Source organism: Kitasatospora sp. NPDC058406 (genome assembly GCF_042722765.1).
Taxonomy (GTDB): Bacteria; Actinomycetota; Actinomycetes; order Streptomycetales; family Streptomycetaceae; genus Kitasatospora.
The window spans coordinates 1-25,474 of sequence record NZ_JBHXKE010000136.1 but is presented as its reverse complement, the minus strand read 5'-3'; the positions used below and the strand labels follow the sequence as shown (position 1 = coordinate 25,474).

Below are 25,474 nucleotides of genomic sequence, written 5' to 3'. Positions count from 1 at the left end.
GGCCCGGCCGCTCCCCTGCCGGGGGGCGGCCGGGCCTCCGTACGGGGGCTACTTGCCGACCCGGCCGATCTCCCAGAAGCGAAAGAAGCCGGTGGTGTCGACGGTCGACTCCACGCCGGTGATGTTGGAGCGGGAGGCGAAGAACGACTTGTTCTGGAACAGCGGGATCAGCGGGGCGTTCGTGGCCACGATGCCCTGGATCTGGCCGTAGGCCGTCGTCGCGGCGGCGCGGTCGGCCTGCTTGAGGGTGTCCGGCACGAGCTTCTGGCTGATCTGCGGGTCGTCCCAGCCGTGGTGGTAGGCGCCGCCCTCGACGACCAGCGGGGCGACGTAGTTGTCCGGGTCCGGGTAGTCGGCGAACCAGCCGATCGTGTACATCTGGTACTTGCCCTCGGCCCAGCCCTTCTTGAAGGCGTCCCAGTCGGGCTCGTGCTGGACGGTCACCTGGAACAGGCCGCCGGCCTCCAGCTGCTTCTTCAGCGTCTCGGACTCGGCGCCCTCGGCGCGCGAGCGCGACCAGGTGAGGGTGATCTTGACCGGCGTCTGGACCTTGGCGGCGGTGAGGATCGCCTTCGCCTTGGTGACGTCCTGGTCGCCGTAGCGGTCGAAGAAGGCCGTGTTGTGGCCGCTGACGCCGGCCGGGACCATCGAGTAGAGCGGCTGGACGGTGCGGGCGAAGACGTCGCGGGCCAGGGCCTTGCGGTCGACCAGCTGGGCGGCGGCCTGCCGGACGGCGACGTTGCCGCCGACCGGGTCCTTGGTGTTGAAGACCAGGTAGCGGGTGTCGCTGCTGTCGCCCTCGACGACGCGCAGGTCGGTCTTGCCGCCCTGCTGGTCGGAGAGGATCTGGGCGGCGGTGTTGGGCTCCAGGCTGTTGTCGGCGAGGTCGACCTCGCCCTTGTCCAGCGAGGCCTTGAGGTCGGCGGGCTTGTCGAAGTACCGCAGGGTGAACTTCTTGTTCCGCAGCTTGGCGTCGCCGGTGTACTTGTCGTTGGGCGACAGCACGACCTTGCCCGGGCCGCCGGTGCCGCCGGCCATCGGCTCGATCGAGTCGATCTTGTACGGGCCGGAGCCGACCAGCTTGTCGTTGCCGAGCAGCTTGTCGGCCGGGAAGACCTCCTGGTCGACGATGGCGCCGGCCGGACCGGCCAGCTTGGCCGGGAGGGTGGCGTCGGGCTGGCCCAGGTGGAAGACCACCTCGGTGTCGCCCTTGGCCTCGACCGACTTGATCGAGGAGAGCAGCCCGGCCGGGCCGCTCTGGTCGTTGATCTTCAGCGTCCGCTGGATCGAGAAGACGACGTCGGCGGCGGTGAGCGCGTGCCCGTTGGAGAACTTCAGGCCGGACTTCAGCGTGCAGCGGTACTGGGTGGCCTCGCCCGCGGTGAACTCGCAGGACTGGGCGGCGTCCGGGCCGGGCGCGCTGGAGGCGGCCGGGTAGCTGAGCAGCGACTGGAAGGTGTTGCGCAGCAGCAGCCAGGAGCCGGCGTCGTACGCGCCGGCCGGGTCCAGGGCGTTGGTCACCGAGGTGGTGCCCATGGTGATCGCCTTGTCGCCGTCCCCCTTGACGGCGTCGGTCACCGAGCCGCAGCCGGCCACCGAGGCGGCCACGAGTCCGGCGCAGCCGAGCACGGCCAGTCGTTCAGCTGAAGTCTTCACGGGTCGCGTCCTTCGGGGTGCGGTCCGGCCGGAGGGCCGGGGGCCCGCGAGCCGGTTGCCTCCTGGGTTGCGGAGGGGGGCGCGCGCGAGCCGGGCGCCCGTGCGACCGCGGGCAGGACGGGGTTGCCCGTCAGCGGCGGTGCCTGGGCTCGGGGGTGGGGAACGAACTGGAGTAGCGTGCCATATCGAACACACACCCCCGATACCCCCACAGGTGACAGTTGGGACACGGGGGGACGGCACCGGACAGGGCCGTCCTGCGAGTTGTCAGCCAATGCCCGTTTTCTCCCCGGGCCGTCGAGGGCCGGAGCCGGTCCGGACCGACTACCGGCCGGTAGTGCTCATGTGCAATGAGACGACAATCACACCCGTGAGGCGACGAGGGAGCGGAGCAGCTCGAGGTCGACCTGCTCCAGCGACGACAGCACCAGCCGGCCGGGCGCCGGCTCGATCGCCGCCACCGAGGGCACCGCGATCACGGGACAGCCGGCCGCCTCGGCCGCGCGCACCCCGGTCGGCGCGTCCTCCACCACCACGCAGCGGGCCGGATCGGCGCCCAGCCGGCGCGCCGCCTCCAGGTACGGGTCAGGGTGCGGCTTGGTGCGCGGCACCTCGTCCCCCGCGACCGTGAAGGCGAAGTGCTCGGCGCCCAGCGAGCGCAGCACGATGTCGATGATGTGCCGGTGGGAGGCGGAGACCAGGGCGGCCGGGACGCCGTGCGCGGCGAGCGTGTTGAGCAGCCGCTCCGCACCCGGCATCAGCGGCACCCCGCCGGCCAGCAGGTCCACGAACCGCTGGTTGATCAGCACGGTCAGGTCGGCCGGTGCGAGGTCCACGCCCGTGGTGGCGAGCAGGTAGTCGATCACCCGGCTCATCGGGCCGCCGACCACCTGCGCACGGTCCTTCTCGTCGAGCGCGTAGCCGAGCTCGGCGAAGAGCGAGGCCTCCGCCTGCCACCAGTAGTCCTCGGTGTCCACCAGCGTTCCGTCCATGTCCAGCAGCACCGCCTGCAGGCCCTGCCCGTCGCCCGGGTAGAGGGTCTGGATGGCGGTGGAGATGGTGGTCATGGCGGGATCCTTCCGTCCGTGCCCCCGGATCGGCTCCGGGGATGACACAGGCCGGCCCGCTGGTGAGCGGACCGGCCCGTTCAGGATCATCAAGGATACGCCCGGCCCGTCCGGATCGGGCGAACGCTGCGCAGCATCCGGATTACCGCGCGTTGAAGTACTTGGCCTCCGGGTGGTGGATCACGATCGCGTCGGTGGACTGCTCCGGGTGCAGCTGGAACTCCTCGGAGAGGACCACGCCGATCCGCTCGGGCTTCAGCAGGTCGGCGATCTTGGCGCGGTCCTCCAGCTCCGGGCACGCCCCGTAGCCGAGGGAGAACCGCGCGCCCCGGTACTTCAGCGCGAACATGTCCCGGACGTCCTGCGGGTCCTCGTCGCCGAAGCCCAGCTCGAAGCGGACCCGGGCGTGCCAGAACTCGGCCAGCGCCTCGGCCAGCTGGACGGAGAGGCCGTGCAGCTCCAGGTAGTCGCGGTAGGAGTTGTCGGCGAACAGCTCGTTGGCCGCCTCGGAGATCCGGTTGCCCATGGTGACCACCTGGAGGCCGAGCACGTCGCGGACCCCGGACTCCTCCGGGCGGAAGAAGTCGGCCAGGCAGAGCCGGCGCCCGCGCCGCTGGCGCGGGAAGGTGAAGCGGGTCCGCTCGGTGCCGTCCTCGTGGAAGACGATCAGGTCGTCGCCCTTGGAGTTGGCCGGGTAGAAGCCGTAGATGACGGCCGCCTCCAGCCATCCCTCGGTCTGCAGCCGGTCCAGCCACATCCGCAGCCGCGGCCGGCCCTCGGTCTCCACCAGCTCCTCGTACGAGGGGCCGTCCCCGCTCCGGGCGGCCTTCAGGCCCCACTGGCCCTTGAACAGGGCGTCCTCGTCCAGCCAGCTCGCGTAGTCGGCGAACGGCACGCCCTTGACGATCCGGTCGCCCCAGAACGGCGGCTCGGGCACCCGGTTGTCGACGGCGACGTCCGAGCGGATCTGGCCGAGGTTGACCTCCTCGGGCTCCTCGACCTCCACCCGTGCGTGCCGGCGCTGCTTCAGCTCCGGCAGGGTGGCGCCCGGCACACCGCGCTTGACCGCGATCAGCGCGTCCATCAGCCGCAGGCCCTCGAAGGCGTCCCGGGCGTAGCGGACCTCGCCCTCGTAGATCTCGTGCAGGTCCTGCTCGACGTAGGCGCGGGTGAGCGCGGCACCGCCGAGGATCACCGGGTAGTCGGCCGCCAGCTTGCGCTGGTTCAGCTCCTCCAGGTTCTCCTTCATGATCACGGTGGACTTCACCAGCAGGCCGGACATCCCGATGACGTCGGCCCGGTGCTCCTGCGCGGCGTCCAGGATCGCCGAGACCGGCTGCTTGATGCCCAGGTTGACCACGTTGTAGCCGTTGTTGGACAGGATGATGTCGACCAGGTTCTTGCCGATGTCGTGGACGTCGCCCTTGACGGTGGCCAGCACGATGGTGCCCTTGCCCTCGTCGTCGGACTTCTCCATGTGCGGCTCCAGGTGCGCCACCGCGGTCTTCATCACCTCGGCGGACTGGAGCACGAACGGCAGCTGCATCTGGCCGGAGCCGAACAGCTCGCCGACCACCTTCATGCCGGCCAGCAGCGTGCTGTTGACGATCTCCAGCGCCGGGCGCTCCGTCAGCGCCTCGTCGAGGTCGGCCTCTAGGCCGTTCCGCTCGCCGTCGATGATCCGCCGCTGCAGGCGCTCCTCCAGCGGAAGCGCGGCCAGCTCCTCCGCCTTGGACGCCCGGACGGAGGCCGAGGAGACGCCCTCGAAGAGCCGGAGCAGCTTCTGCAGCGGGTCGTAGCCCTCGCTGCGGCGGTCGTAGACCAGGTCGAGGGCGACCTCGCGCTGGTCCTCGGGGATCCGGGCCATCGGCACGATCTTGGAGGCGTGCACGATCGCCGAGTCCAGGCCCGCCTCGACGCACTCGTTCAGGAAGACCGAGTTGATCACCATGCGGGCGGCCGGGCTGAGGCCGAAGGAGATGTTGGACAGGCCGAGGGTGGTCTGCACGTCCGGGTGGCGGCGCTTGAGCTCGCGGATCGCCTCGATGGTCTCGATGCCGTCGCGGCGGGACTCCTCCTGCCCGGTGCCCAGGGTGAACGCCAGGCAGTCGACCAGGATCGAGCCCTCGTCGATGCCGTACTCGGTGGTGAGCTGGGCGATCAGCCGCTCGGCGATCTCGACCTTCTTGTCGGCGGTGCGGGCCTGGCCCTCCTCGTCGATGGTCAGCGCGATCAGGCCGGCGCCGTGCTCGCGGGCCAGCGAGGCGATCCGCCCGAAGCGGGTGTCCGGGCCGTCGCCGTCCTCGTAGTTCACCGAGTTCAGCAGGGCGCGCCCGCCGAGCGACTCCAGACCGGCGCGCAGCACCTCCGGCTCGGTGGAGTCCAGCACGATCGGCAGGGTGGAGGCCGTCGCCAGCCGGCCGGCGATCTCCTTCATGTCGGCGACGCCGTCGCGGCCGACGTAGTCCACGCAGAGGTCCAGCAGGTGCGAGCCGTCCCGGATCTGGTCCCGGGCGATCTCCACGCAGGCCTGCCAGTCGCCGGCCAGCATCGACTCGCGGAACTTCTTCGAACCGTTGGCGTTGGTGCGCTCGCCGATCGCCAGGTACGAGGTGTCCTGGCGGAAGGGCACCGCCTGGTAGAGCGAGGCCGCCGAGGGCTCGGGACGCGGGTCGCGCACGGTGACCGGCCGGCCCTGGACCCGCTCGACCACCTGGCGCAGGTGCTCGGGGGTGGTGCCGCAGCAGCCGCCGACCAGCGACAGCCCGTACTCGCGGGTGAAGACGTCGTGCGCGTCGGCCAGCTCGGCCGGGCTCAGCGGGTAGTGCGCGCCGTCCTTGCCCAGCACCGGCAGACCGGCGTTCGGCATGCAGGAGAGGCCGATCCGCGCGTTCTTGGCCAGGTACCGCAGGTGCTCGCTCATCTCGGCCGGGCCGGTGGCGCAGTTCAGACCGATGTAGTCGACGCCGAGCGGCTCCAGCGCGGTCAGCGCGGCTCCGATCTCGGAGCCCAGCAGCATGGTGCCGGTGGTCTCCACGGTCACCTGGACCAGCACCGGGAGGTCGAGGCCCGCGTCCGCGAGGGCGGCCTTGGAACCCAGGATCGCGGCCTTGGTCTGCAGCAGGTCCTGGCTGGTCTCCACCAGCAGGGCGTCCGCACCGCCGGCGATCAGGCCCGCCGCGTTCTGCCGGAAGCCCTCGCGGAGCGTCGCGTACGGGGCGTGGCCGAGGGTCGGCAGCTTGGTGCCGGGGCCGATCGAGCCGAGCACCCAGCGGGTCCGGCCGTCGGTCCCGGTGTGCTGGTCGGCGGCCTCGCGGGCGATCCGGGCCCCGGCCTCGGAGAGCTCGAAGACGCGCTCCGGGATGTCGTACTCGCCGAGCGCCGAGTGGTTGGCGCCGAAGGTGTTGGTCTCCACGCAGTCCACGCCCACCGCGAAGTACGCGTCGTGGACGGAGCGGACGATGTCGGGCCGGGTCAGGTTGAGGACCTCGTTGCAGCCCTCCAGGTCCTGGAAGTCCTCCAGCGTCGGGTCCTGGGCCTGGAGCATGGTGCCCATCGCCCCGTCGGCGACCACCACACGGGTGGCCAGCGCCTCACGCAGCGCGTTCGCGCGGCTCTGCTGGGTGACGGACGGGTCGGCTGCAGTGGCCATGGGGCTTCTCCCTGGGTGCGACGGCTGTCGGCTTTGCGCACCCGCTGAGTCGGGGACGCACGTGGCCAGGGTATCCGGCCCCTGCTGGGAGCAGAGCACCCATTTCGTATCCTGAGCCCTCGTCCGCGAGGGGAGAGCGACGCTATGGGTGGATTCCGGACACGTGCGGGTCGGATCGGGGCGGTTCCCGCCGCCTGGGCCCGGGCGCTGCGCGTCCGCTGGCGGAGCTGGTCCCGATGGCGGAAGTCGCTGGCAACGGCGCTGGTGGCGCTGGCCGTCGTGGTGGTGCCGATCGGCTCGGCGGCCCTCGCGCTGCGCCTCCAGTACGTCGGCGACCCGTCGCCCGAGGCGCGTACCCGCGGTCGCGACGCGGTCTGGCTCGGCCACGCCTGGGTCGACGGCCGGAAGGGTGACGCGGACATCGCCGCGCTCGCCCGGCGGCTGGCCGGAACCGGCATCCGGGACCTGTACGTGCACACCGGCCCGCTGGAGCACGACGGCTCCCTGCCGCCCTCCGTGCACCCCCGGGCCCGCTGGTTCACCGAGGAGGCGCACCGGGCGCTGCCCGGGATCCGGGTGCAGAGCTGGCTGGGCGACGAGGTCAAGCCCGAGAAGGACGCCCTGGACCTGGAGGACGCCGCCACCCGGGACCGGGTCACCGCCTCCGCCCGCCAGGTGCTCGATCTCGGCTTCGACGGCGTGCACTTCGACATGGAGCCGATCCGGCCCGGTTCGAAGGGCTGGCTCGCCCTGCTCGACCAGGTCCGCCCGGTCACGGCCGAACGCGGCACCAGGCTCTCGGTGGCCGTCCCGCAGATCGATCCGCTTCCTTACCAGCACAACGTGGCCATCGCGTTGACCGACCACGGCAAGTGGTGGGATCAGGCCTATTTCGCCGAGACCGCCCGCCGGGTCGACCAGGTCGCCGTGATGACGTACGACTCCAGCATGCCGACCGAGTCGCTGTACGGCGGCTACAACGCCTACCAGACCGAGCTCGCGCTGGAGGCCACCCCGGAGGACGTGGACCTGCTGATGGGCCTGCCGTTCTACTGGGAGGACAAGTGGGGCCACTGGGGTCGCGCCGAGACGGTGACCGCCGGCATCCGGGGCATCCGGCTGGGCCTGGGCCGGTACGACCTCGACCGGCAGAACTTCGGTGTCGGGCTGTACGTGGACTTCGCCGCGACCGAGCAGAACTGGACGGACTACCGGCGCCACTGGGTCCGCTGAGCGGGGCCGGGGCCCGTACGGGCCCCGGCCTCAGGCCGGCGAGGCGGGGAGCGGGGCGGCCATCCGGTGGGCCAGGTCGCCCAGGAAGCGGCGGACGGTGGCGTCCTCGCCCGTCACGTAGTGCAGGACGGCCCGGTAGAACGGTCCGTAGACCTCGCCGCGTTCGGTGACGGTCAGCGTGCAGCCCCCGCCGACCGGCGTCAGCCGGTACGTCCAGGTGCCGCCGTACGGGAGGTCGCGGTCCGCGATCCCGGTCACCAGGCGGTGCGGGGCCTCGCTCTCCAGCACCTCGTAGGTGGTGTGCCCGTGCCGGCCGTACTCGCGCCAGCGGGCCAGGCCGTCGGCGGTCGCGGGCAGGACCTCGACGTGGGCCAGGCCCTGGCGCCAGGCCGGGTGGAGGCCGAGGTCGGTCAGCACCTCCCAGACCGCGCCGGGCGACTGGGTCAGCTCCAGACCGCCCTCGCTGACGTGCTCCACCGGCAGCCTCCGACCGGCGGCCAGCGTCGCCAGTACCGCACCGGCCCCGGTCGCCAGCACCACGCCGGCACCGGTCCACAGCCGTCCGTTCATCCGTCGGCTCCTCACGCCCCGCGTCCGGCCCCGCCTCCATCATCGCGCCGCACCGCCGGGCGGGCGCGCCGCGGCGGCCGGGCAGCGCGGCGACCGCCCGGACGAGCGGGGGGAGGAGGGGCCGGCCGGGGAACGGGCGAGCGGCGGGATAACCGCTGGATCGTGGCGCCCGCCTCCCCCAGACTGTCCCGGTGCCCGCCGGAACGGGGCTTCAAAGCCCGTAGGCTGGGCAGGTAGGGACCATGGAGCGAGGCGTTCCATGGGTGACGAGAGGTTCGACCGTCGGCATCCGGCCCGCCGGCATCCGGGCACGGCCGGATGGGGCGGCGGCAGCCGACCGGAGGGAGACGCTGGGTGATCGAGCTGGAAGATGTTCCCGAGTTGATCGACCCGGTGATGGTCTGCGCCTTCGAGGGGTGGAACGATGCGGGCGACGCCGCCTCCGCGGCACTGGCGCATCTGGACGAGACCTGGGGCGGCAAGGTCTTCGCCGCCCTCGACGCGGAGGACTACTACGACTTCCAGGTCAACCGGCCCACGGTCTGGCTGGACGGCGGCGTCCGCCGGATCACCTGGCCCACCACCCGGCTCTCGGTGATCCGGGTGACCGAGCCGACCACCCGGGACGTCGTGCTGGTGCGCGGCATCGAGCCCAGCATGCGCTGGCGCTCGTTCTGCAACGAGCTGCTCAACTTCGCGCACGAGCTCGGGGTCGAGCTGGTCGTGATCCTGGGCGCCCTGCTCGGCGACACCCCGCACAGCCGCCCGGTGCCGGTCAGCGGGGTCACCTCCGACCCCGACCTGGCCCGCCGCCTGGAGCTGGAGGAGAGCCGGTACGAGGGTCCGACCGGGATCGTCGGGGTGCTCCAGGAGGCGTGCACGCACGCCGGGGTGCCGGCGGTGACGCTCTGGGCCGCGGTGCCGCACTACGTCGCGCAGCCCCCCAACCCGAAGGCGACCCTCGCGCTGGTGAACAAGCTGGAGGACCTGCTGGACCTGCGCATCCCCCCGGGCGAGCTCGGCGAGGACGCCCGGGCCTGGCAGCTGGGGGTGGACCAGCTGGCCGCCGAGGACAGCGAGGTCGCCGAGTACGTCCAGCAGCTGGAGGAGGCCCAGGACACCGCCGACCTGCCGGAGGCCTCGGGCGACGCGATCGCCCGCGAGTTCGAGCGGTACCTGCGGCGGCGGGAGAACGTCGGACCGACCGGTGAGAAGCCGGTCGCCGGGCACGCCACGGCGGAGCGCCCGAGCGAGCCGGAGTCACCCGGCTCCCGGGAGAGTCAGGACGGCGCCGAGGAGGACTGACACCTCCCCGCGCGGTCGTCGGCGCAGCCGCGCACCGCACTCCACCGCCTGCGTCGAGGGGGGTGACGGGACCGTGGTCCCGTCACCCCCTCGACGTGTCCGCGCCCGCGCGGCGGTGGCGTCCTCGGCCGGACGCCCGCGCCGCGGAGCGGCCGACGGCTACAACGCGATGCCGAGCAGCGCGTCCACGGTGCGGGTGACCAGGCCGGGCGCGCCGATGTCGGACCCGCCCCCGGTCTGCTGGCGCTCCGCCCAGCGGTCCACCGCGGCGAGCGCGGCGGGCGCGTCCAGGTCCTCGGCGAGCGCCGCGCGGACCTCGGTGAGCAGCTGCTCGGCGTCCGGTCCGTCCGGGCGGCTGACCGCGGCGCGCCAGCGGGCGAGGCGCTCGACGGCCTCGTCCAGGGTGGCCTTGGTCCACTCCCAGTCCTCGCGGTAGTGGTGCGAGAGCAGGGCGAGGCGGATCGCGGCCGGGTCGACGCCCTCCCGGCGCAGGGCCGAGACGAAGACCAGGTTGCCGCGGGACTTCGACATCTTGTGCCCGTCCAGGCCGACCATGCCGGCGTGCACGTACGTCTTGGCGTACGGGTGGGCGCCGGTGGCGACCTGGGCGTGCGCGGCGCCCATCTCGTGGTGCGGGAAGGACAGGTCACTGCCGCCGCCCTGGATGTCGAAGGACATCCCCAGGTACTGCAGGGCGATCGCGACGCACTCGATGTGCCAGCCGGGGCGGCCGTGGCCGAGCTCGGTGTCCCAGGCCGGCTCGCCCGGACGGGCGGCGAGCCAGAGCAGCGCGTCCAGCGGGTGACGCTTGCCGGGGCGGTCCGGGTCGCCGCCACGCTCGGCGAAGACCGGGTGCATGGCCTCGCGGGCGAGCCCGGAGACCTCGCCGAAGTGCGGGTCGGACTCGACGGAGAAGTAGATGTCGCCGTCCAGCTCGTAGGCGGCCCCGCTCGCCAGCAGCTTCTGGACCAGCGGGACGATCCACGGGATCGACTCCACGGCGCCGATGTAGTGGGCCGGCGGGAGCAGCCTCAGGGCGGTCATGTCCTCGCGGAAGAGCGCGGTCTCGCGCTCGGCCAGCACCGTCCAGTCCTGTCCGGTGGCGACGGCGCGCTCCAGCAGCGGGTCGTCCACGTCGGTGACGTTCTGGACGTACAGGACGTCGTGGCCGGCGTCCTTCCACACGCGCTGCACCAGGTCGAAGGCGTTGTAGGTGGCGGCGTGGCCCATGTGGGTCGCGTCGTAGGGCGTGATGCCGCAGACGTAGATCCGGGCGGCGCCGTCCTGCGGCACGACCTCCCGGACGACACCCGTAGCGGTGTCGTGGATACGAAGGGGGAGCCCCTGACCAGGCAGGGCGGGAACCTCGGAAGCGGGCCAGGCATGCATGGGAATGACTTTAACCGCGCGAACATTTGAAAGCCTAACCAGTCGGGAAGATCGACTGGATTCGCCTGCTTTCGTTGCCTGAGCGGTTCTGGACTGATAGTGCGCATGGCTTGACGACCCCTGCCCGTTAGTGGGAGGGGTCCGATCGAGGCGCCCGGCCGGCCCTGCCGCCGACCGGGCGCTCGCGACCCACCGGTGATACGGCCGGAGCCGCTACAGCCGCTGCCAGAGGGCCGGAACGTTCGGCGGCTCCCAGCCCGGGAAGGCTGTGTGCCCCTGGAGGCAGCGGTAGGAGACGCCGGCATAGGTGACGCGGTCGCCCGCGTTGTAGGAGGTGCCCACGGTCCACGTCGTGGTCCCGCCCGTGGGGGTCGACGTCGGGGTCGAGGTCGGGGTCTGGGTGGGCGTCTGGGTGGGGGTCTGGGTCGGGTTGGGCGTCTGCGGCACGTTGAGGACGAAGTCGTACGTGCCCTCCTTCGCCGACCCGACCTGGCGGACGTTCATCAGCAGCCGCGCGTCGTAGATGGTGTCGGTGCTGTTGCGCGGCTCGTTCGGGAAGTAGAGCTGGGTGGTGAGCACCGGCCGGCCGGGCGCCTGGAGCTTGACGTGGATGTGCCGGGTGCGGCCCGGGTAGAGGCCGGGCACGATCGTGGTCAGGCTGAACGCGCCCTTGGCGTCGGTGAACTGGTGGCCGCGGAAGTTGAAGCCGACGTTGTCGTAGGCGCCGTTGACGTCGGCCTGCCAGAAGTCCAGCAGTACACCGGAGATCGGCAGGCACGCGCGGCCGAAGACGAAGCCGCTGACGGTGAGCCGGGTGCCCGGCGTGCTGCTGGTGATCAGCGAGCTGCGCAGCGGGGAGTTGGGCTTGAAGTACGGGCCTTCGGTCTGCTCGATGGTGGGAGCGTCGCCGTCGTGGCAGGCCGGGGTGAAATCGGGGGTCTCGCCGGTGCCGACCCGGTCACGGGCCAGTGCGACGCCACCGCCGACCAGCAGCGGTGCGGTGCCGAGCACGGCGGCGGCCCTCAGGACGGTCTTGCGGCTGATCCGGCGGTCGATCGGACCGTCCGTCCCGGTGGTGGGCTCTTCGGACGCGGGCATGCGCCGACTCCTTCGGTGTGAGTGTGGGGGATCGTTCGTGCCAGGGGTAGGGGGACGGTGCAGGGACCCGCACCGGAGCCCGTGGGGGGCGGTCTGGGGGCGGCCCTTGCCATGGTGGGGGCATGACAAGGACCCGGCCGGCGACCGACCCGCTCGCGCCGGGCGGGCCGCCGGTGGCCAGCAGTCAAACTACGGGCCGTCCGGAGCCGCCGCGATGGACCTGATCCGGGGATCGTGGTGATTTCCTCCGACCCGGGTACGGAACTCCCCCGGCGTCATCCCGGTCTCCCGGCGGAAGAACCGGCAGAAGTACGCCGGATCACCGAACCCTGCCTCCCTGGAGACCTGGCGGACCGTCAGTTCGGTGCAGGCCAGCAGGCGTTTCGCCTCCAGGGTCTGCTGCTGGCGGATCAGCCGGCCCGGCGTCCGACCGGTCGCCTGTTTGACCATGGCCTGCAGGTGGCTCACCGAGACGCCCAGCTCGTGGGCGCAGGAGGCGACCGAACGCTGCACCCCGCCCGAGGTCGCGACCAGCCGGGTGAAGGCGGCGGCCAGATCGCCGGTGCGACCGGGGGACGCCCCCGGCCCGGCCGGCGAACAGGCCCGCAGCGCACGGACGATGAGAATGTGCAGACTGGCCCGCAGGACCCCCGGGTAGCCGGTCGGCCGGGCCCGGAACTCCTCCTCCATGTCGGCCAGCAGCGCGGCGATCGGGCCGGCCTGCTCGCCCAGCCGCACGGCCGGACGGGCCGCCAGGGTGCGCAGCGCGGCGAGGTCCTGGGGGTGGGCGAGCAGGAAGTCCTCGTTGAAGAGGACCACCTGCCCGGTGAGGTCGTCCGCGTCCGCCCAGTAGTGCACCTGGCCGGGCGCGATCACGCACAACTGCGGTGGTTGCAGCGACCGGTGGGCCAGGTCGAGGACGTGGGCGCCGCGTCCGCCGGTGACGTACACGATCTCGTAGAAGGAGTGCCGGTGGGGGAAGCCCGCGCGGGAGAGCGGGCCGATGGTGTCGAAACTGCCGATCGCGAAGGGGAGCAGATGCGGCAACGGGACCTGTAAGCGGTGCAGCGGCAGGTCCAGGTGGGGGGTGGTCCGTCGCTCGTCCATCGTCGCAGTGTGCGGCCGGTCCGGCATACCGGTCCAGACCACTTCCGGCTGCGGAGGCCCGTCGGACGCACGGGCGCGGCCACGGCCGGGTGGTTCGGACACGGTGGTGTCGCGACGGGCCGGGCGCTACGGGCCGGATTCTGCGGCCGGGCCCCACCGCAGGGTTCTACGGCCGAGTCCTACGGCAGGGCGCCGCGGGCCGGGCGGCACGGCCGGACGGAGTGCTCCCCGCCCGGGTGTGCCCGGGTCAGATCGGCGGCCACGGGATGGACGGCCAGTCGTCGGACGGCAGCGGGTGGGCCCCGGTGACGCGCAGCGCCGCCACCCGCGCCCGGGTGGCGTCCAGTTCGGCGACGGTCAGGTGCGGCGCCAGCCGCGCCCCCAGCGCGCCGTCCAACTCCTCGGCCAGTCCGGCCAGCACCTCCGCGGACTCGGCGGGCAACGGCTGCCCGGCCCAGCCCCAGAGCAGGGTGCGCAGCTTGCCCTCGGTGTTGAAGGTGACGCCGTGGTCGATGCCGTAGATCCGGCCGTCGGCGGCCGGGATCAGGTGGCCGCCCTTGCGGTCCGCGTTGTTGAGCACGGCGTCCAGCACCGCGAGCCGCCGCAGCCGCTCGTCGTCGGGGTGCACCAGCAGGGCGGTGCGCCCGCCGCCCACCTCGGCCCGGACGATCGGCAACCAGCCCGCCTCCGCGCCGCGCGGGTCCTGGAGTGCGAGCAGCGGCTCGGCGTCCGGGTCCGGCTCCACCCAGAGCTGCACCATGCCCGGCCCGTGCGGGCCCTCGCGCAGCACGGTCGGCGGGATCAGCGCCCAACCGGTGGCGGCCGACACCTCGTACGCGGCGATCTCGCGGCCGGCCAGGGTGCCGTCCGGGAAGTCCCACAGCGGACGTTCGCCGGCCACCGGCTTGTAGACCGCCTGGGCGGTGCGGTCGTCCAGCGCGACGGTGCAGTAGAGCGCGGCGTTGGAGGCGTCGGTGAGCCGCCCGTGGACGGTCAGCGTGCCCTCGCGGAGCAGGCGCAGCGCGGTGGACGGGTCGGCGGCGAGCGCGGCGGCCGCCGCCGGGTCGGCCCGGGGCGCCTCGACGGTGTCGGCGCCCGTGTCGCCGTCGGCGGCCGTGTCACTACCGGTGGCCGTGTCGCCGTCGGTGGCCGTTCCGGGCCCGGGGGCGTCCGGCGCGGCGGTCGCGGGCCCGGCGGCGTCGGGGCCCTCGGCCCGGGGCGGGGTCCCGGTGTTCAGCGCCGGTAGCCGTTCGCGCGCGGGCACAGGTGGCCCTCCGGGTCGAGCGGCAGGTTGCAGAACGGGCAGGGCTTGCGACCGGCCGCCACCAGGTCCAGCGCCCGCTTGGCGAACACCCGGGCCATCGCGCCGGAGAGCCGCACCCGGAGCATGTCCGGGCCGTTCTCGTCGTCCTCGAAGACGGCGGCGCCCTCCTCCTCCTCGTCCTCGACCAGGGCCTGCGCCTCGACCACCAGGCAGCTGTCCACGGTGTCCCACGCCAGCGCCATCGTGCCGACCCGGAACTCCTGCTCCAGCGGCAGGTCCAGCGGCGCGGTGTCGAGCAGGTCCTGCGGGGCGGTCGGCGGGATGGACGCCGATCCGCCGCTGCGGCGCAGCGCCTCGTCGAGGACCTCCTCGATCCGCTCGGCGAGCGCGGTCACCTGGGTCTTCTCCAGCAGCACGCTGGTGATCCGCCCCCGGGCGCTCGCCTGGAGGTAGAACGCCCGGGCGCCGGGCTGGCCGACGGTGCCGGCCACGAACCGTTCGGGCTGGTCGTAGAAGTAGACCTGACGGGGCACGCTCTCGCTCCGGATCGTCTCGATCGTCGTAGGGATCGTTCGGGGATATGGGGGTCGGCCGGGGTCCGGGGGACTCATGGTCACCCTACGACCTCCCGGGCCGCGCCGGGGAGCCGAGCCCCGGGCGGGGAGGCCCGCGAACAGGGCACCGCGGGCGGAGGTTCGCCGCGACGGGCTGTCCGGCGCGGCCCCGGGCCGTGCGGTGGTGCTCAGGCCGTCCCGGTGGAGCCGCCGACCACGGCGTCCCCGCTCGACGCCGGGTCGCCCTCGGGCGCCCCCGGACCCCCCGGCCGGCCCGGGCCGGCCGGCCTCGGGGCCAGCGAGGTGAGGTCGCCGGAGTCACCCATCCTCAGCACGAAGGGGCGCCGCGCGGTGTAGCGGATCGCGGTCACCGAACAGGGGTCGACGTTGATCCGCTGGAAGTGGTCGAGGTGCAGACCGAGCGCGTCGGCCACCACCGCCTTGATCACGTCGCCGTGCGAGCAGGCGATCCAGACCGCGTCCTCGCCGTGCTCGGCCGCGACCTTCTCGTTCCACTCGCGGACCGCGCCGACCGTCCGGTGGCTCAGTTCGCGCAGCGACTCCCCGCCGGGGAACGCCGCCGCCGCCGCGTGGTCCTGGACGGTGCGCCAGAGCGGCTCCTTCGCCAGCTCCGCGAGCGGCCGGCCGGTCCAGTCGCCGTAGTGGCACTCGCCGAGCCGCTCGTCGAGGGCGGGCTCGCCCGGTGCGGAACCACCCCTCTCGGGACCGGCCAGCTCGGGCCGGACCGCGAGCAGCGGCTCCAGGGTCTGCCGGCACCGCTCCAGGGGGCTGCTGACCGCCTGGACCAGCGGGATCCCGGCGAGTCGGCCGGCCAGCGCGGCCGCCTGCTCGCGCCCGGTGTCGTCGAGGTCCACCCCCGGGGTCCAACCGGCCAGGATTCCGGCGGTGTTCGCGGTGGAGCGGCCGTGGCGGACGAGCAGCAGGGTCGGCATGGGGCCCACCCTACGGCTTCCCGGCTCCCCGCGGGGTCGAAAGGATCTTGCCGGGCCGGGCTGAGGATCGCGCCGGGCCCGGCCGACGGCCCGCGCCGCCGGTCGCGGCAGGTACCCCCCGGGGCGCCCCAGGGGCGACAATGACCCGCATGATCGTCCACTGCGCCATCTACCGGGACGGCCGCCCGGTCGCGACGCCCGCGGACCCCGCCGGCTCCCTCGCCGCCGCGCGGGCGGCAGGCCGGGGCGGCTTCGTCTGGATAGGCCTGTTCGAACCCACCACCGAGGAACTCGACGAGGTCAGCACCGAGTTCGGTCTGCACCCGCTGTCGGTCGAGGACGCGGTCAGCGCCCACCAGCGCCCCAAGGTGGAGGTCTACCAGGGATCGCTCTTCGTGGCCCTCAAGACGCTCGGCTACCACCCCGACGGCCACGCCGTCACCAGTGGCGAGGTGATGCTCTTCGTCGGCGAGGACTTCGTGATGACGGTCCGCCACGGTGCCGACACCCCGCTCGGCGAGCTGCGCCACGAGCTGGAGGAGCAGCCCGAGCTGCTCAGGTACGGCCCGAGCGCCGTGCTGCACTCGGTCTGCGACCGGGTGGTGGACGGGTACGTGGACGTGGCCGTCGGGCTCCAGGCGGACCTCGACGAGCTGGAGGCCGACGTGTTCGCCCCCGGCCGGGTCGGCCGCGACATCGCGAGCCGGATCTACGGATACAAGCGGCAGCTGGTGACCGTCCGCCGGGCCACCGGGCCGCTGCTCGACCCGATGCTGCGGCTGGAGCGCGGCGGCGTCCCGTTCGTCCGGCCCGAGGCGCTGCCCTACCTGCGGGACGTCGCCGACCACCTGGCCCGGGCCAACGACCAGGTGGAGGGCATGGACCGGCTGCTCTCCGACATCCTCGCCGCCAACCTGGCGCAGGTGAGCGTGCAGCAGAACAACGACATGCGGAAGATCTCCGCCTGGGCGGCGCTGGCCGCCGTGCCGACGATGATCGCCGGCGTGTACGGCATGAACTTCGACGACATGCCCGAGCTCCGCCAGCCCTGGGGGTACCCGGCCGCGGTCGGGGTGATGGTGACGGTCTGCCTGGTGCTGCACCGGGTGTTCAAGCGGCACGGCTGGCTGTGAGACGGGCCGGGGCGGGGGCCTCGCGCCACCTCCCCGGCTCCGGTCCCTCCACCCCGGTCCCTGCTCCGGTCCCGCTCCGGCCCCGGCCTCGCGGGTCCGCCCCGGGCCCGCTCCGGCCCCGCGGGTCAGGCCAGCCCGGCGCGCTCCAGCGCCTCGACACCGGTGCGCAACGCCCGGAGCCGCTCGTCCAGGGTGAAGCCGGACGGCGCCAGGGTCAGCGTGGTGACGCCCGCGTCCGCGTAGGCCTGCATCCGGTCGGCGATCCGCGCGGTGTCGCCGACCAGCGAGGTGGCGTCGATCAGGTCGTGCGGGACGGCCGCCGCCGCACCGGCGTAGTCCTTGGCCAGGTAGCGCTCCTGGATCTCGTCGGCGGCCTGCTCGTAGCCCATGCGGCGCGTGAGCTGGTTGTAGAAGTTCTTCTCCTTGCTGCCCATTCCGCCGATGTAGAGCGCGGCGTAGGAGCGCTGGGAGTCGACGCCCGCCTTGATGTCCTCGCCGACCGCGATGGTGACGGTCGGGCAGAGGTCGAAGCCCTCCAGCTCCCTGCCCGCCTTGGCCCGGCCGGCCTTCAGCGGGTCGAGCGAGAGCGCGGCGTGCTCGGGGGCGAAGAAGATGCCCAGCCAGCCGTCGGCGATCTCGCCGGTCTGTTCGAGGTTCTTCGGGCCGATCGCGGCGATGTACAGCGGGATGTGCTCGCGCACCGGGTGCACGGTGAGCTTGATCGGCTTGCCGGGTCCGCCGGGCAACGGCAGCGTCCAGTGCTCGCCCTCGTGGACCAGCCGCTCGCGGGACATCGCCTTGCGGATGATCTCGACGTACTCGCGCGTGCGGGCCAGCGGCTTGTCGAACTTCACGCCGTACCAGCCCTCGGAGACCTGGGGGCCCGAGACGCCGAGGCCCAGCCGGAACCGGCCGCCGGAGAGGGTGTCCAGGGTCGCCGCGGTCATCGCGGTCATCGCCGGGGTGCGGGCCGGGATCTGGAAGATGGCCGAGCCGACGTCGATCCGCTCGGTCCTGGCCGCGACGAACGACAGCACGGTGGCCGCGTCCGACCCGTAGGCCTCGGCCGCCCAGCAGACCGAGTAACCGAGCCGGTCGGCCTCCTGCGCGACGGCGACGTTGTCGGCGTCCATGCCGAGTCCCCAGTAGCCGAGGTTGATACCGAGTCGCATGGCACTGCCTTCCAGTCAGGTGTTCCGTGAGGGTAACCGGGCGTCCGGCGGCCATGCTACTGGCCGGTAGCGGTGACCCGGGTCACATTCGGGCCGCGCCCCGGACGACCGGGCGGGCGGTGATCGTTCTGCGGGTCTGCACACCTGCCCGGGCACCGGCCGCTACGCTCAGCCGACGTGGGGGCGCCATGCCCCACCTGCGCGTTTGCCCCCCGATCTCCCCCAGATCTCCCCCCGACGTCCGCCCGATGTCCCCTCGATATCGGCCAGTGAGAGGGCCCGTCCGATGGAAAAGCGTCACCTCGGCCGCACCGGGCTGCAGGTCTCCCGGCTCGGCCTCGGCACCATGACCTGGGGCCGCGACACCGACGAGCAGACGGCCGCCGAGCAGCTCAAGGAGTTCGTGGACGCCGGCGGCGACCTGGTCGACACCGCCGACGTCTACGCCGACGGCGACGCCGAGTACCTGCTCTCCCGGCTCACCGACAGCCTGATCCCCCGCTCCGACCTGGTCATCGCCACCAAGGCGGGCAGCGTCCCCGCCTCCGGCCGCCGTTTCGACGGCTCCCGCGGCCACCTGCTCGCCGCCCTCGACGCCTCGCTGCGCCGGCTCGGCACCGACTACGTCGACCTCTGGCAGGTGCACGCCTTCGACCCGGCCACGCCGGTCGAGGAGACCCTCAGCGCCCTGGACATCGCCGTCGCCTCCGGGCGCGCCCGGTACGTCGGGGTCTGCGACTACAGCGGCTGGCAGCTCGCCAGGGCGGCCACCTGGCAGAACGCCCACCACGGCCGGGTCCCGCTGGCCGGCGCGCAGCTGGAGTACTCGCTGCTCCAGCGCGGGATCGAGCGGGAGGCGGTGCCCGCCGCGAAGGACGGCGGGGTCGGCCTGCTCGCCTCCTCCCCGCTCGGGCGCGGCGTGCTCACCGGGAAGTACCGGCACGGCGTCCCGCAGGACTCGCGCGGCGCCTCGCCGTACCTCACCGGGTTCGTGCAGCCGTACCTCGGGGAGCGGTCCCGACGGATCGTGGACGCCGTCGCCACCGCCGCCGACGGGCTCGGCAGCAGCCCGCTGGCGGTGGCACTGGCGTGGGTCCGGGACCGGCCCGGGGTGGCGAGCGCGCTGGTCGGTGCGCGGACGGTGGCGCAGTTGCAGGCGTCGTTGTCGGTGGAGGCACTTACGCTTCCGAGTGAGATCCGCGGTGCGCTCGACGACATCTCGGCGCCGGTCCACCGCTACCCCGACCAGGGCTGGAGCGAGCTGTAGGACGGCCCGCCCCCGCCCCGCGACCCGACGGACCGGACCCGACCCCGTAACGAACGACGTGATGTAGTGCCTGTGGCCGTCCGTACCGCCTGCGGCGTCCGTACGGCCCGCCGGCGTGTGCCGACCCTGTAGTACCGAACCGACCGATCGTCGGCCCGGCCGCCCCGCGCGGCGCGCGGCCGGCCCGAACCTGCCGACCGCCCGCACGACGGGGCGGCCGGTGCCCAGCAGTGGAGTTGAGCTTTTGTGGAGCGAACGATGAGTGACACGGAGAACGGCGCTCCGGAGGAGACTTCGGCGACCCCGGGCACCGGCGGCTCCGCCGCCGTCCCCGCACCCTCTCCCGACCCCTCGTCCACGCCCGCACCTGCGTCCGCGTCTGCGCCCGCGTCCGTCCCTGCGCCCGCGTCCGACGACGAGGCCGGCAAGGCCGACAAGGCGGCGGCCGTGGCGGCGCTGGCCGAGGCGGTCCGGGCCGTCGGGCGGCCCGGCGGGGGCGACCGCGGCGGCAGCAGGGACGGTGGCGGGGCGGCCGGCACCACATCGGCGGCCGGGTCCCCCGCCGCTCACCGGGCTTCCGCCACCGAGGCTCCGACCGATCGGCCCGCGCCCGGGAGCGCCGCGACCGCAGCCGCCGGGCCCGTCACCGACGAGCAGCGGGACCAGGCGCTGCGGGACACGGCCGAGGTGCTCGCCGCAGGCGGCGCCCCGGCCGACCTGGCACCGGCCGCCGTGGCCGCGTTCGGCGACGGCGCCGCCGAGCAGCTGCGCAGGGACCCGTGGGCGGTACTGACCCTGCCCGCCGTCCGGCCCGAGCACGCGGACGGCTTCGCCCGCGGCCTGCTCGGCCCCGAAGCCGGTCCCGGCGACCCGCGCCGCGCCCAGGCGCTGGTCGGCTGGCTGCTGGAGCAGGCGGCCCTGCGCGGCCACTCGGCCCTGGAGATCGGCGAGGTCACGGCCGGACTCGACCGCCTCGGCGTGCCGGACTCCGCCGCCGCCGTCCAGGCCGCCGTACTCGACGGCCGGGCGATGCCCTTCCAGGAGGAACTCACCGGCGCCGAGGCCCACACCACCGGCGCCGACGACGAGGAGGACGAGCCGCCGACCCGCACGCTGCTCACGCTGGAGCGGCTGGCGCTGGCGGAGGAGAGCCTGGCGGACGGGCTGGTCCGGCTGATGTCGACCTTCGTTCCGGGGGAGGACCCGGCGGACGAGGACACCCGCGAGGACACGGGCGGGGACGCCGGCGGGGAGCAGGCCGCCGCCGAGCCTTCCGAGGGATCGTCGGAGGAGTCGTCCGGCGACTCGTCGAACGACTCGTCCGACGGCGAGGACGACGGGACCCTGGCCAACGAGGAGGGCCCGGCCGCCGCAGAGGCCGCCGCGGGGACCGCCGACACCGGGCAGTCCCCCGAGGAGTTCCCCGAGCCGCCCCTCGCACCCGGTCCGACCGCCTGGGAGGAGGCCGCCGCCGCAGCCCCGTCCTCCTCCGCGACCGCCCTGATCCGGGCCACCGCCGAGAGCGCCCTCGTCCTGCACACCGGCGGCGAGGCCGCCCGCGCCGAACCCGCCGCCCTGCTGACCGCCGCCACCGGCCTCGGTCTGCGCGCCTGGGCCGCCACCTGGACCGACCAGGGCCGGACCGCCTTCGCCGCGCTCACCGGGGCACCCGGCACCGCGCCCGTCGTCACCCTGGCCGAACTCCTGGCCGGCGTGGCCGGACCGGGGCGCTCCCCGGACGGCTCGCTCGCGCTCGACGTCCTGATCGTCCTGGACGCCCCGCTGCTGGACGTCGAACTGGCCGCCACCCTGCTGGAGTCGCTGGCCGACGGCACCCGGCTGGTGCTCAGCGGCGACCCGGGCCAGCTCTGGTCGGCGGGCCCCGGCCGGTTCTTCGCCGACCTGCTCACCGCCAAGGTCTGCCCGGCGGTGGCCTCCCGGACGCCGGACTTCGGCCCGATCGGCGAGCTGGTCTCCGGCATCGGCATCGGCGAGCTCCAGCCGGTCGACGCGCCCGACAAGGAGGTGGTCATCCTGACCGCCAAGGACGGCGGCGAGGCCGTCCACCGGGCCATCCAGCTGCTCACCGACTCCATCCCGCGCGCCCTCGGCATCCCGGCCGAGCAGGTGGTGCTGCTCACCCCCGGCCACGGCGGCACCGCCGGCACCCGGGCCCTGAACGCCGCGGCCAAGGCCAGGCTCAACCCGGGCCCGGGCCGGTTCGGCGGCTTCGACCCGGGCGACCGGGTGGCCGACTCGCCCGCCCCCGGCCACACCCGCCTGGCCCGGGTGGTCGACGGTGACGCCACCGGCCTGCACCTGGAGTACACGGACGGCGCCCGCCGGACGGTCCCGCCGGCCGAGGCCGCCCGGCTCCGGCACGGCTGGGCCTTGACCGTCCACCAGGCGGTCGGCCGCCGCTGGCCGGGTGCCGTGGTCGTCCTGCCCGACGACGCGGCCGCGGCGCTCACCCGCCAGTGGGTCTACACCGCCTTCGGCCGCGGCGAACGCCACCTCTCGGTGGTCCACGCCGCCGGCCCGGCGCTCCCCCAGGCGGTCACCGAGCGCCCGGCGTCGCCCCGCACCACCCGGCTCCGCGCCGTCCTGGCCGAGAACGCCGCCCAGGCGTACTGACCCGGCCCCCGCCGGCCGCACCCACGGGCCGCCCCACGGGAGGGCTCCTCGTTCACGAGGGGCCCTCCCGTCGCGTTCCGTCACCCTCACCGTTCGCCCGCCGCCGGCCCGGCCCCCGTCCCGGCCGCCGGTCCGGCCGGGACGGGGGCGGCGCACGCCGGCCGTTCGCCGCGGGGTCCATGAGCACAAGTCATCATTCCGGTAGAAATCAAGCCTTGGACGCATGGCACCAGCTCGGCGGAGGGTGGAGGCAGTTCGCCAGCCCGTCCCCCGGCGAACCCGGACCGACCGAGGAGTGCCGCCCATGGATCTTCAGCTCACCGACAAGGTGGTCGTCGTCACCGGCGCCTCCGCCGGGATCGGCGAGGCCACCGTGCGGCTGCTCGCCGCCGAGGGCGCGGTCGTGGTCGGCGTCGCCCGCTCGCCGGAGGGCGTCCCGGCACTCGGCGAGCGGGTGGAGGCCGTGGCCGCCGACGTGACCGACCCCGGCGCCGCCGACCGCGTCGTCGGGCACGTGCTGGCCCGGCACGGGCGGCTGGACGCCCTGGTGAACAACGCCGGCGGCCTGGACGCCCGGCCCGGCTTCCTGGAGGTCACCGACGAGCAGTGGCGCGCCACCTTCGACCTCAACTTCCACTCCGCGGTCCGGATGAGCCGCGCCGCCGTACCCGCGCTGCTGCGCGGGGGCGGCTCGCTGGTGCACCTCGCCAGCGAAGCCGCCCGGCTGCCCGACAGCCCGCTGGTGGACTACGCGGCTGCCAAGACCGCCCTGCTCTCGCTCTCCAAGTCACTCGCCGTGGAGTTCGGCCCGCGCGGCGTCCGCTCCAACGTGGTCTCCCCCGGCCCGACCCGGACCCGGCTCTGGGACGCGCCCGGCGGCTTCGCCGAGCAGCTCGCCGAGGGCTTCGGGCTGCCCGTCGAGGCGGCCGTCGACCACTTCGTCCGCGAGGTCCGGCGCCTGCCGAGCGCCCGGCTGGGCACGCCCGAGGACGTCGCCCGGGTGGTCGCCTACCTGGTCTCGCCGCTCGCCCGGCAGGTCACCGGCGCCGAGTGGGCCGTCGACGGCGGCGCGCTGCGGCAGCTCTGACCGGCCGGGGGCACCTTCACGGCGCCCGCCGTTCGCCGTTCGCCGTTCGCCGTTCGCCGTTCGCCGTTCGCCGCCCACCGTCCTACGAGAGGAATGTCCGAAACCATGCGCTCGCCGAAGCGTCTCCGCACCGCCGCCCTCGCCGCCGCCGGTCTGCTCGCCGCCGTCGTCGCACTCGGCACCACCACTGCCACCGCCCAGGGTTCCGCGGACGCCCGCGGCTCCGGTGCCGGCGCGGCCTCCGCCCGGGCCTGGCGCCTGGTGGACCGCTCGCCGGAGCTCGTCCGGCCGCGCGCCCTGACCGTCGACGGGTCGCTGAGCAAGCGCCGGGCCGCCCAGGAGATCCGGCTCGCGCAGCAGCTCTACACCTTCTGGAACACCGGGGAACAGCGCCACCTGGACGCCGCCGTCGACCGGGGATTCCGGGACAACACCCTCCCGGACGGCCGCCCGCAGGGCCCGGCGGGCCCCGCCTTCGCCTCCCGCGCCTTCCGCGCGGCCGTACCGGACCTCACCTGCGAGCTCGCCGACCTACTGATCACCGGCGACATGATCACCGCCCGCCTGGTCTTCCGCGGCCACTTCACCGGAGTCTTCGACGGCGTGGCCGGGCGAGGGCAGCGGGTCGAGTTCAACGCGATCGACATCCAGCACGTCGGGACCGACCGGATCACCGAGGACTGGCACATCGAGGACAACCGGACGCTGCTCGCCCAACTCGGCGCCGCCGCCCGCTGAGCGTCCGTACGGACGGTCCGGCGCGCGTCACTCGGCGCCCGTCACTCGCGCACGGGGTCGGTACCGGGGAGGCTGCCTCGGTCCACCCCCGACCCGCCCGCGCCGCCCGCGACCCGCCCGCCCCGCCCGCGCCCCGGTGTTCGGGCCGACGGGCGGGGGGCGGGTGCGGGGCGGGCGAGGACCGGACGCGCGGGTCAGTCGTCGAGGTCCTCGTCGTCGTAGACCTCGCTGACGTCGAAGCGGCAGATCAGCAGCTGCGGATCCGCGTGCTCGAAGGGTTCCGGCAGCCACTCCCCCGGCTCGGTCGGCTCGGCCGCGGCCACCCAGAGCGTCGAGTCGGCCTCCTCCAGCCCGAACTCCTCGCTGCGGGCGGCGATCTCGTCCGGCTCGAACTCGCCGAACAGCACGCCGATCGCGGCGTTCACCCCACCACTGTCCGCGCCTCCGCCGGGGGTCAGCGAATCGTCCAGCCGCTCCGCCTGGGCGCGCAGCCGCTTCGGGTCGACGATGTGGTAGTCGCGGCGGATCAGCACGCTGATCGCCTCGGGCTGCTCGGGGCCGTGGTACCCGCCCGGGCCCTCGTCACCGGGGACCTCGAAGGGGGTGACCTCGTCGTAGACCTCGTACAGGATTTGGTCGTACGCGATCGCCGCCGTCGCCAGCTGCTCGTAGGCGGTGGACACAGCGGAGTCGTCCACTGCGGTCGGGGTCGACACCGCTTCCAGATGACGGTCGATGGCGGCCTTGACCGCCTCGGCGGCGGCGCGTACCTCGGCAATGGTGGGCTGCGCGGCATCAGACATGGTGCAGACGCTATCTCCCCTCGGTGCCGGTACGCACAGCGGTTGTCACCTACACCCGCGATTTCACCGCAACTTCCTCCGTGATGTCCGTTCCGCGTGCTTCTGTCCCCGCGGTCCACCCGCCCCCCGGGGGCGCGGGACGGGCCTGCTGAGCCGTACGGGTGTCGCTTCACGAGCCGCGTTCGGGGTATGCCGACCACAGGCGCAACGGAACTGATGCACTGTCAGTCACAGGTCGGGGGCCGCCGGCCGACCCGGCGGGAGGACGGCGGGCATCGCGGCCGAAAATACCCGGGCCGGTTGTCGGAGCCAGGCCGTAGGCTTGCCCGCAGGTGTCCCACAGGAGGAGAATCTTGACCCCACCGCAGCCGGTCCGGCAGCCGGAGTACGAGTACCAGTCACTGCGCATGCCTCGCGGGACGTCCCGCAACGCGGCACGCCAACTACTCACCGATCACGCCGAGTACGGACACTGGGAACTGGACAGGCTTCGCCTGTTCCCGGACGGCAGCCGAACCGTGCTGCTGCGCCGGCGGATCATCCGGCAGGTCCGGAGCTGGTGACGGCTTCCACCTGTTGAGACGGCGTGTTGCCGTCTCCGACCGACCTCTTCACCGACTCCCCCGGGCTGCCCCAGGGCCGGTCTTCCGCTGTTCCGCGGCCGGCTCGCTCCGGCCGGTCCGCTCCGGCGTCGGCTCCCCGCCCGCCCTCTCGCCGGGGCCTCCTTCCGTTCCGGACCCCGGCCCCGCCCTCCCGCCGTCCTCCTGCCATGCCTCGCCGCGCGTCCGCGAC

General features: G+C 73.8%; 20 protein-coding genes. 8 read left to right on the top strand and 12 right to left on the bottom strand.

The features are described 5' to 3' along the window. Positions 1-48: 48 nt before the first annotated feature. From ACFWOG_RS24810 to metH, 3 genes are all read right to left on the bottom strand, one after another. A complete protein-coding gene (locus ACFWOG_RS24810) occupies positions 49-1,656 on the bottom strand; it encodes an ABC transporter substrate-binding protein (RefSeq protein WP_355406600.1) in 1,608 nt (535 codons plus the stop codon). A gap of 362 nt (positions 1,657-2,018) precedes the next feature. After that, positions 2,019-2,723, bottom strand: a complete 705-nt coding sequence (locus ACFWOG_RS24805) for an HAD family hydrolase (RefSeq protein ID WP_380361037.1) — start codon at positions 2,721-2,723, stop codon at positions 2,019-2,021. Positions 2,724-2,865: 142 nt separating this feature from the next. Then, on the bottom strand, positions 2,866-6,375 hold the full coding sequence (metH, locus tag ACFWOG_RS24800; protein WP_329877731.1) for a methionine synthase: 3,510 nt from the start codon (positions 6,373-6,375) through the stop codon (positions 2,866-2,868). A 144-nt stretch (positions 6,376-6,519) separates the two neighbouring features. On the opposite strand from metH, the gene ACFWOG_RS24795 reads away from it, so the two are divergent. Beyond that, entirely contained in the window at positions 6,520-7,608 is a 1,089-nt protein-coding gene (locus tag ACFWOG_RS24795) for a glycosyl hydrolase family 18 protein (protein ID WP_329950187.1), read from the top strand. 30 nt (positions 7,609-7,638) lie between these two features. On the opposite strand, the gene ACFWOG_RS24790 is transcribed toward ACFWOG_RS24795, so the two are convergent. Beyond that, positions 7,639-8,178 (bottom strand): SRPBCC family protein, encoded by a 540-nt coding sequence (locus ACFWOG_RS24790; protein ID WP_380361036.1) that lies wholly within the window; start codon positions 8,176-8,178, stop codon positions 7,639-7,641. 354 nt (positions 8,179-8,532) lie between these two features. Here ACFWOG_RS24790 and ACFWOG_RS24785 point away from each other — a divergent pair, with 354 nt between their 5' ends. Further along, complete coding sequence (locus ACFWOG_RS24785) at positions 8,533-9,483, top strand: PAC2 family protein (RefSeq protein ID WP_329877737.1); 951 nt, start codon at positions 8,533-8,535, stop codon at positions 9,481-9,483. A 159-nt stretch (positions 9,484-9,642) separates the two neighbouring features. Here ACFWOG_RS24785 and mshC read toward each other — a convergent pair whose 3' ends face one another. The 6 genes from mshC to ACFWOG_RS24755 form a co-directional block, all read right to left on the bottom strand. Continuing rightward, positions 9,643-10,872, bottom strand: coding sequence for a cysteine--1-D-myo-inosityl 2-amino-2-deoxy-alpha-D-glucopyranoside ligase (mshC, locus tag ACFWOG_RS24780; protein WP_329877739.1), 1,230 nt, complete (start codon positions 10,870-10,872; stop codon positions 9,643-9,645). Positions 10,873-11,085: 213 nt separating this feature from the next. After that, positions 11,086-11,970 carry a carbohydrate-binding protein gene (locus ACFWOG_RS24775; protein ID WP_329877741.1) on the bottom strand — a complete coding sequence of 295 codons (885 nt, stop codon included), beginning with the start codon at positions 11,968-11,970 and terminating at the stop codon, positions 11,086-11,088. Positions 11,971-12,159: 189 nt separating this feature from the next. Then, complete coding sequence (locus tag ACFWOG_RS24770) at positions 12,160-13,077, bottom strand: helix-turn-helix domain-containing protein (RefSeq protein WP_329950184.1); 918 nt, start codon at positions 13,075-13,077, stop codon at positions 12,160-12,162. 247 nt (positions 13,078-13,324) lie between these two features. Beyond that, entirely contained in the window at positions 13,325-14,092 is a 768-nt protein-coding gene (locus tag ACFWOG_RS24765; RefSeq protein ID WP_380361038.1) for an SCO1664 family protein, read from the bottom strand. A gap of 218 nt (positions 14,093-14,310) precedes the next feature. Further along, entirely contained in the window at positions 14,311-14,874 is a 564-nt protein-coding gene (locus ACFWOG_RS24760) for a DUF3090 domain-containing protein (RefSeq protein ID WP_329877745.1), read from the bottom strand. A gap of 209 nt (positions 14,875-15,083) precedes the next feature. After that, the gene (locus ACFWOG_RS24755) at positions 15,084-15,848 is read right to left on the bottom strand and encodes a histidine phosphatase family protein (protein WP_380361035.1); all 765 of its coding nucleotides are present in this window, start codon (positions 15,846-15,848) and stop codon (positions 15,084-15,086) included. A 140-nt stretch (positions 15,849-15,988) separates the two neighbouring features. Between ACFWOG_RS24755 and ACFWOG_RS24750 the strand changes: the two genes are divergently transcribed. Continuing rightward, positions 15,989-16,981 (top strand): magnesium and cobalt transport protein CorA, encoded by a 993-nt coding sequence (locus ACFWOG_RS24750; protein WP_329877749.1) that lies wholly within the window; start codon positions 15,989-15,991, stop codon positions 16,979-16,981. 125 nt (positions 16,982-17,106) lie between these two features. On the opposite strand, the gene ACFWOG_RS24745 is transcribed toward ACFWOG_RS24750, so the two are convergent. Next, positions 17,107-18,153: an LLM class F420-dependent oxidoreductase gene (locus tag ACFWOG_RS24745; protein WP_329950182.1), complete on the bottom strand. Its 1,047-nt coding sequence runs from the start codon at positions 18,151-18,153 to the stop codon at positions 17,107-17,109. Positions 18,154-18,439: 286 nt separating this feature from the next. On the opposite strand from ACFWOG_RS24745, the gene ACFWOG_RS24740 reads away from it, so the two are divergent. The 4 genes from ACFWOG_RS24740 to ACFWOG_RS24725 all read left to right on the top strand — a co-directional run bounded on the left by ACFWOG_RS24740 (position 18,440) and on the right by ACFWOG_RS24725 (position 23,879). After that, complete coding sequence (locus tag ACFWOG_RS24740) at positions 18,440-19,420, top strand: aldo/keto reductase (RefSeq protein WP_380361034.1); 981 nt, start codon at positions 18,440-18,442, stop codon at positions 19,418-19,420. A 258-nt stretch (positions 19,421-19,678) separates the two neighbouring features. Continuing rightward, positions 19,679-22,054, top strand: a complete 2,376-nt coding sequence (locus ACFWOG_RS24735; RefSeq protein WP_380361033.1) for an ATP-binding domain-containing protein — start codon at positions 19,679-19,681, stop codon at positions 22,052-22,054. 304 nt (positions 22,055-22,358) lie between these two features. After that, positions 22,359-23,141, top strand: a complete 783-nt coding sequence (locus ACFWOG_RS24730; protein WP_380361032.1) for an SDR family NAD(P)-dependent oxidoreductase — start codon at positions 22,359-22,361, stop codon at positions 23,139-23,141. Positions 23,142-23,246: 105 nt separating this feature from the next. Then, positions 23,247-23,879 carry an ester cyclase gene (locus tag ACFWOG_RS24725; protein WP_380361031.1) on the top strand — a complete coding sequence of 211 codons (633 nt, stop codon included), beginning with the start codon at positions 23,247-23,249 and terminating at the stop codon, positions 23,877-23,879. 194 nt (positions 23,880-24,073) lie between these two features. Here the strand turns inward: ACFWOG_RS24725 and ACFWOG_RS24720 are convergent, their stop codons facing one another. Then, positions 24,074-24,682, bottom strand: a complete 609-nt coding sequence (locus tag ACFWOG_RS24720) for a hypothetical protein (RefSeq protein WP_329877761.1) — start codon at positions 24,680-24,682, stop codon at positions 24,074-24,076. A gap of 353 nt (positions 24,683-25,035) precedes the next feature. Between ACFWOG_RS24720 and ACFWOG_RS24715 the strand changes: the two genes are divergently transcribed. Next, the gene (locus tag ACFWOG_RS24715; RefSeq protein ID WP_329877763.1) at positions 25,036-25,245 is read left to right on the top strand and encodes a DUF5703 family protein; all 210 of its coding nucleotides are present in this window, start codon (positions 25,036-25,038) and stop codon (positions 25,243-25,245) included. Positions 25,246-25,474 lie beyond the last annotated feature (229 nt).